We start from the raw sequence: 6,376 nt of genomic DNA, 5'->3' as shown, positions 1-6,376 counted from the left end.
CCCCATTCCCTATGGTTTCTACCTTTCCCACTCCCAATTCAGTTGCCCTTGAAGAACTCCGACTCGATATTCAGGCGTTGCAGCCTCAGTTAGTCGAGTGGCGCAGGCGTCTCCACGAGCGCCCGGAGTTGGGCTTTCAAGAGCAACTTACGGCTGAGTTTATTTCACAAAAGTTGCAAGAATGGGGTATTGAACACCAAACGGGTATTGCTAAAACGGGAATTGTTGCTACAATTTCTAGCGATCGCCCTGGAGCTGTGTTGGCAATTCGGGCTGATATGGATGCCCTACCTATTCAAGAAGAAAATGAGGTGTCATACCGATCAGAGCATGATGGTATTATGCACGCTTGTGGTCATGACGGACATACAGCGATCGCATTAGGAACAGCCTACTATCTATCTCAACACCGTCATAACTTCGCGGGTACGGTAAAAATTATCTTCCAACCGGCAGAGGAAGGTCCGGGGGGTGCCAAGCCGATGATTGAAGCAGGGGTTTTGAATAATCCCGATGTAGATGGGATTATTGGGTTGCATTTGTGGAACAATCTGCCTTTGGGTACTGTTGGTGTTCGGAGTGGGGCGTTAATGGCAGCGGTGGAATGCTTCCGTTGCACGATTTTAGGGAAAGGCGGACATGGGGCAATGCCACACCAAACGGTTGATGCTGTGGTTGTTAGCGCCCAAGTGGTTAACGCTTTGCAAACAATTGTGGCTCGCAATGTTGATCCGATTGAGTCAGCCGTCGTGACGGTAGGAACGCTTCATGCAGGAACAGCGTTAAATATCATTGCCGATACTGCTCAAATGAGTGGTACTGTACGCTATTTTAACCCAACCTTTGATGGTTATTTTGGCAAACGGATTGAGCAAGCGATCGCGGGGATTTGTGAAAGTCAGGGAGCTAATTACAAACTCGATTACTGGCAGCTTTACCCAGCCGTCATTAATGATGTGTCTATGGCAGAATTAGTGCGATCGGTGGCAACTGATGGGGTAGAAACAGCAGCCGGAATTGTGCCAGAATGCCAGACGATGGGCGGTGAAGATATGTCATTTTTCCTGAATGCTGTACCGGGTTGCTATTTCTTTTTAGGATCGGCTAACCCCGCTAAAGACTTAGCGTATCCCCATCACCATCCCCGATTTAATTTTGATGAGACAGCTTTAGGAATGGGTGTAGAAATTTTTGTGCGGTGTGTAGAAAAGTTTTGTAGTTAATTGTAAATTGGGAGAAGTTAGGCATCGTTCCGCTTCTCCTTCGTCACACCTCTTTTTTACTAAAGTTGAATCATCAATTTTGTTGATGCAATCCAATGGGATATCCGGCAAACTAGAGAAGCCTCACATCCCTAAACTCAACTGCGAACCCCGCTCAGTTTTACGCACCTCAATCCGCGTCTGAAACGCTTCCTTAAACTGGGGCATATGCGTCACTGTCAGGATACAGGAAAAATCTGATGCGATCGCATTAATCGCCGCAATCAAGCGCTCGCATCCTTCCGAATCCTGCGTCCCAAACCCCTCATCTACAATTAGCATTTGCAACGAAGTCCCCGCCCGTTGAGCCAACAGTCGCGCTAATGCCAGACGAATCGAAAAATTTATCCGAAACGCCTCGCCACCAGAATAGGTTTCATAGGAGCGAGTGCCGCTAGCATCTGCAATTAAAATATCCAGGGTATCTATTAGTTTAGTTTTTTTCTTCGATGCCCGCCGCCCCGCCTTTTGCGTCACAATTTGGACGTGCAACTGATTTCCTGTCAGTCGGGACAAAATTTGATTGGTTTCTGCTTCTAACTGCGGTAAGATATTCTCAATCATCAATGCCTGAATGCCATTTTTTCCAAACGCCTGGGCTAATTCCTGGTGAACCCGATACTGCCGTTGGATGTTTTGCAACTGCTGCTGCTGTTCCTCGTACTGTCGTTGCAAGGATTCCAGTTGAGTCAGGCGCTGTTGCAAGCGTCCCTGGTTCGAGAGTTGTTCGTCGAGTTGCCTGCGCCGCTCCTGCATCTGCTGCTCTAACATTTGCATGTTGCGGGTCGCATCTGGATAATTTTCCAATTGCTTGACAATAGTATCAACTTGTGTATTCAATGCATCCAAGTCAGCTCGTCGCCCTTGCAGGGTTTGAGTGAGAGTCGCCACGCGCTGGCAAACTTGGGGATACTGCTGCTGGGCAGAGGTTAACTCCTGATAGCGCAACTGCCAGGATTGCGCTTGACGCAGGGATGCCCGCAGATTGTTGTGAGACTCCAAGTTATACCCGATTTGAGCCATCTGTTGATCGAGGGCGTCTAGCTTCTGCTTTAGGGGGGATGTAGTTTGCAACTCGTGCAGCGATTGGTGCAGACTATCAATCTGTGCTTGAAGTTGTGGTTTTTGAGCATCAATTTTTCCTTGACGCCGCTGGGCTTCTTCTAGTTTTGCACTCTTAATTTCTGCCCAACGCCAACGATCTACCTCATTCCGGGCTAGGGCGTGGGTTTGTTCGTTGTAGTTGAGCTGTTGCAGTTGGGAATCAATTTGCCGCAGTTCTGCTTGTAACTCTAGGGCATAGGCACCGTCACTGAGCGATCGCTCTAGGTGTTTCTTTTCCTCGGAGATATCGTAGAGGCGATCGTAAACTTCGTCGGTAGCTTCTAGTCGAGCTTCCAGTTGTCCCCGTTGTTCTAGTAACGTTTCATAGGGAGCCAATTCCTGAGCAAGTTGGGAATATTCCTGTCTGAGAACCTGAAGTTCTCGCTCGCAAACGGCTAGCTGCTCTCGCACCACCCAGAATTGTTCTTGGATTTCCTGTTGTTCGGTCGTCGTTTTCTGGATAACGTGCTGCCCATGGGCTTCATCTAGAGGGCGATCGCACAGAGGACATATGGCATCCTGGGCTTGCAGCATTTGGATTTTTTGCGTCAGTTCTGCCAACTGCTTTTCATAGCGGCGCTGGTTTTCTTGCAAGCGTTCCTGAAAGCTGCGGCGTTCGAGTCCTTTTTCTTGGACGCGCTGCTGGTAAACTCGCTTCTTTTCGAGCTGGCTAATTTCTGTACCGACTTGCAATACCGTCTGTCGCAGTTGAGGGGTTGTTGATATCTGAGTATTGAGCTGACTTTCAGAGGAGCGGAGTTCGTCTAAGCGAGCCGTGAGTCTGGCTTGGGCGCGATCGAGTTGGGTTTGCAGGGAGGTGCGGCGTTGCAGCAGGGGAGAAACTTCCAGTTGTAGGCTATCCAATTGGCTGAGGCGTCCGCGAGCACGGTTGAGTTGTTCAAGGGCAGCGGCAATTTCCCCAGAACGGGATAGCATCTCCTGAATCTCTTGCTCTTGGGGGAATAGGGCGTCTAGTTGTGCCTGGGTTTGACGGATTTGTAGGTTCAGTTCGTTGATTTGTTGGCTGAGTTGCTGTTGCAGGTGCTGTTTTTGCTGTTGGGCTTCCTGATAGGCTTGGAATTTGGCGGTGAAGAGTTCGTCTTGCTGTTGCAGGTGCAGGTATTGGGAATAGCCAGCCGCGATTTGTTCGTCTTGATTGATTAAAGTGGCTAATTGTTGCTGTTGGGCTTCGGTGGCGATGATATCTTGTTGAAGGCGATCGCAATCGTTGCCGAGATTTTGATATTGTTGCCGAACAAAGGTAAGCTGTTGTTCCCAGGTATGGCGCTGGTGCTGAAGGGTTTGCAGGTGTTGGAGTTGTTGGCGATCGCTATCTTGGGTTTGTTGCAGGTGTTGTAATGTGGTTTCTAGGGTGGCTTGTTGTTGAGCGATCGCATCTCGTTGCTCTAGCTGCCCTTTAGTTGCCTGCAAGTCGTGATTGAGCTGTTCGGCTTGACCTTTAAACTGCCGGGATAAATCCTTTGCCTGTTCTGCTAACTCTTCATATTGACTCAGTTTCAGTAAATCTGCCAGAATTTGTTTACGCTCAGAGGGGCGCTTGAGCATAAACTCATCGGCTCGACCTTGACGCAAGTAAGCGGAGTTAATAAAGGTATCATAATCCAGCTTTAAATGATGCAAAATTAGCTGCTGCGTCGCCCGTACCCCTTTCTCTGTTAAGGAGCGAAATCCTTCTGGGGTTTCAATTTGAAATTCTAGGGAGCTACTTTGTCCCCGCTGACGAGTCCGAATCAGTCGATAGGTTTGCTGGTTGTTTTTAAAGATGAAATCTACCCGGACATCTTTTGCACCTGCATGGATGGCATCTTCTTCGGAGGCGGCGCGGCTCTGCCCCCAAATTACCCAGGTGATGGCTTCGAGGAGAGAAGATTTCCCTGCACCATTCGGTCCGCAAATACAAGCCGTGTGCAACCCGCGAAAGTCGAGGGTGGCTTCACGGTAACTGAGAAAGTTTTTAAGGGTTAGTTTCAGTGGAATCATGCAGGCTAAAATGCCCTATCTTTTACAAAGATTAATTCAGTACATCTGCACTGTTGCATAGTTTATCCCTGTAAGCATGAGGATTCCAGAACTCCATCCTTTGAGTTTACAATTTTTAATAAAATTAGGAAAAAAGAAGGGTAATAAGAGATTTGTTGGGTTCGTTTTCGGAACTTCTTGATGATTAACTCCTGTGGGGAGCAGGGAAGAGGGGCAGAGAACTTTGCCTGTCTGAATGCAACTCTGTATAAGATAGGCTTGGCGGAGTTAACCATTTATGGTCATGGATTTGGATAAGCCCTTAGGTTCAGTCATTCAAGGTTCCCTCTCCTGTGGATTGGAAGTGCGATTGCATCCTGATGTCTCAGTAGAAGATATGCGGGTGGGCAAGTTTTTGGTGGTGCAGGGAATGCGATCGCGTTTTTTCTGTATGCTTACCGATGTCTCGCTGGGAACCTCCAGTCAACGGATTCTCGCCAATCCTCCCCATCCTAACGATGACTTTTTGCGAGACGTTCTGGCGGGAAGTGGCACCTTCGGGACAGTGAATCTCACCCCAATGCTGATGTTTACGCCAACCGAAGGGAAACGGGAAACGGGAGATAACTCCAACGGAAACAACGGGTTAGCATCCTTCCAACCCCAAAGTAGCGAAGAAATGGAGTTACTCCCCGTCAAGACTATCCCTAGCCATTTCTCCCAAGTTTACGATGCCAGCCAACGGGATTTTCGGGCAGTCTTTGGTTGGGAAGATGATCCCCTGCGCCGTAATTTTGCTGTCGGTCAACCCCTTGACATGGATGTGCCGATATGCTTAGACCTGGATCGGTTTGTGGAACGCAGTAACGGCGTGTTTGGTAAGTCGGGTACGGGTAAATCGTTTCTCACGCGGTTGCTGCTATCGGGGATTATCCGTAAGCAAGCGGCGGTTAATCTCATTTTCGATATGCACTCGGAATACGGGTGGGAAGCGGTATCGGAGGGTAAGCAATTCAGCACGGTAAAAGGGTTGCGGCAGTTATTTCCTAGCCAGGTGCAAGTATACACCCTTGACCCTGAATCCACTCGACGCCGAGGAATTAGAGACGCCCAGGAACTTTATCTGAGTTATGACCAGATTGAAGTTGAAGATATCATGCTAGTGCGGGGGGAGTTAAATCTTTCTGAGGCGAGTCTGGAGAATGCGATTATTCTCCGCAACGAGTTCGGCAAATCCTGGATTACGCAACTGCTGAACATGACGAATGAAGAAATCCAGATGTTTTGCGATGAGAAGCGGGGAAATAAGTCTTCGATTATGGCATTGCAACGGAAACTGCTGCGTCTGGATGATTTGAAGTATATGCGGAGTGCTTGCCCTCACAATTATATCGACCAAATCTTGCAATCTTTGGATGCGGGTAAGCATGTCGTGGTGGAATTTGGTTCGCAATCTAATATGCTGTCTTATATGCTGGCAACGAATGTGATGACTCGCCGCATACACGGCAGCTATGTACATAAGGCAGAGAAGTTTTTGCAGAGTAAAAATCCGAGCGATCGCCCCCACCCATTGGTGATTACGATTGAAGAAGCGCATCGCTTTCTTGATCCGGCTACAGTACGCCAGACTATCTTCGGGATTATCGCCCGCGAGATGCGGAAGTATTTTGTCACGTTGCTGATTGTGGATCAGCGTCCTTCGGGGATTGATAACGAGGTGATGTCCCAAGTTGGTACGCGGATTACCTGCTTGCTGAATGATGATAAGGATATTGATGCCATTTTTACCGGGGTATCTGGGGGGCAAAGTTTGCGATCGGTTTTGGCGAAGTTGGATTCTAAGCAGCAAGCGTTGATTTTAGGGCACGCTGTACCGATGCCGGTGGTGGTACGGACTCGTCCTTATGATCAGCAATTTTATGAGGAGATTGGGGATACGGCTTGGGATGAGGTGTCGGATGATGAGGTGTTTGCTGCTGCTGAGGCGGCGAAGGCAGATTTGGGGTTTTGAGAGTTAGTTGGGTTCA

The 6,376-nt window shown here is 48.7% G+C and carries 3 protein-coding genes; 2 read left to right on the top strand and 1 reads right to left on the bottom strand.

All coding sequences use genetic code 11. From position 1 onward, the window contains the following. Positions 1–11 precede the first annotated feature (11 nt). The gene (locus IQ257_RS13400; RefSeq protein ID WP_193876544.1) at positions 12–1,223 is read left to right on the top strand and encodes a M20 metallopeptidase family protein; all 1,212 of its coding nucleotides are present in this window, start codon (positions 12–14) and stop codon (positions 1,221–1,223) included. Between the two features lie 123 nt (positions 1,224–1,346). Here IQ257_RS13400 and sbcC read toward each other — a convergent pair whose 3' ends face one another. Continuing rightward, on the bottom strand, positions 1,347–4,367 hold the full coding sequence (gene sbcC, locus IQ257_RS13395) for an exonuclease subunit SbcC (protein WP_193876542.1): 3,021 nt from the start codon (positions 4,365–4,367) through the stop codon (positions 1,347–1,349). 283 nt (positions 4,368–4,650) lie between these two features. Between sbcC and IQ257_RS13390 the strand changes: the two genes are divergently transcribed. Beyond that, entirely contained in the window at positions 4,651–6,360 is a 1,710-nt protein-coding gene (locus IQ257_RS13390) for a helicase HerA domain-containing protein (RefSeq protein WP_193876540.1), read from the top strand. The last annotated feature ends 16 nt before the right edge of the window (positions 6,361–6,376 follow it).

It is taken from the genome of Coleofasciculus sp. LEGE 07092, from assembly GCF_015207375.1.
GTDB lineage: Bacteria > Cyanobacteriota > Cyanobacteriia > Cyanobacteriales > Coleofasciculaceae > LEGE-07092.
This window is presented reverse-complemented; position numbering and strand designations above follow the sequence as displayed.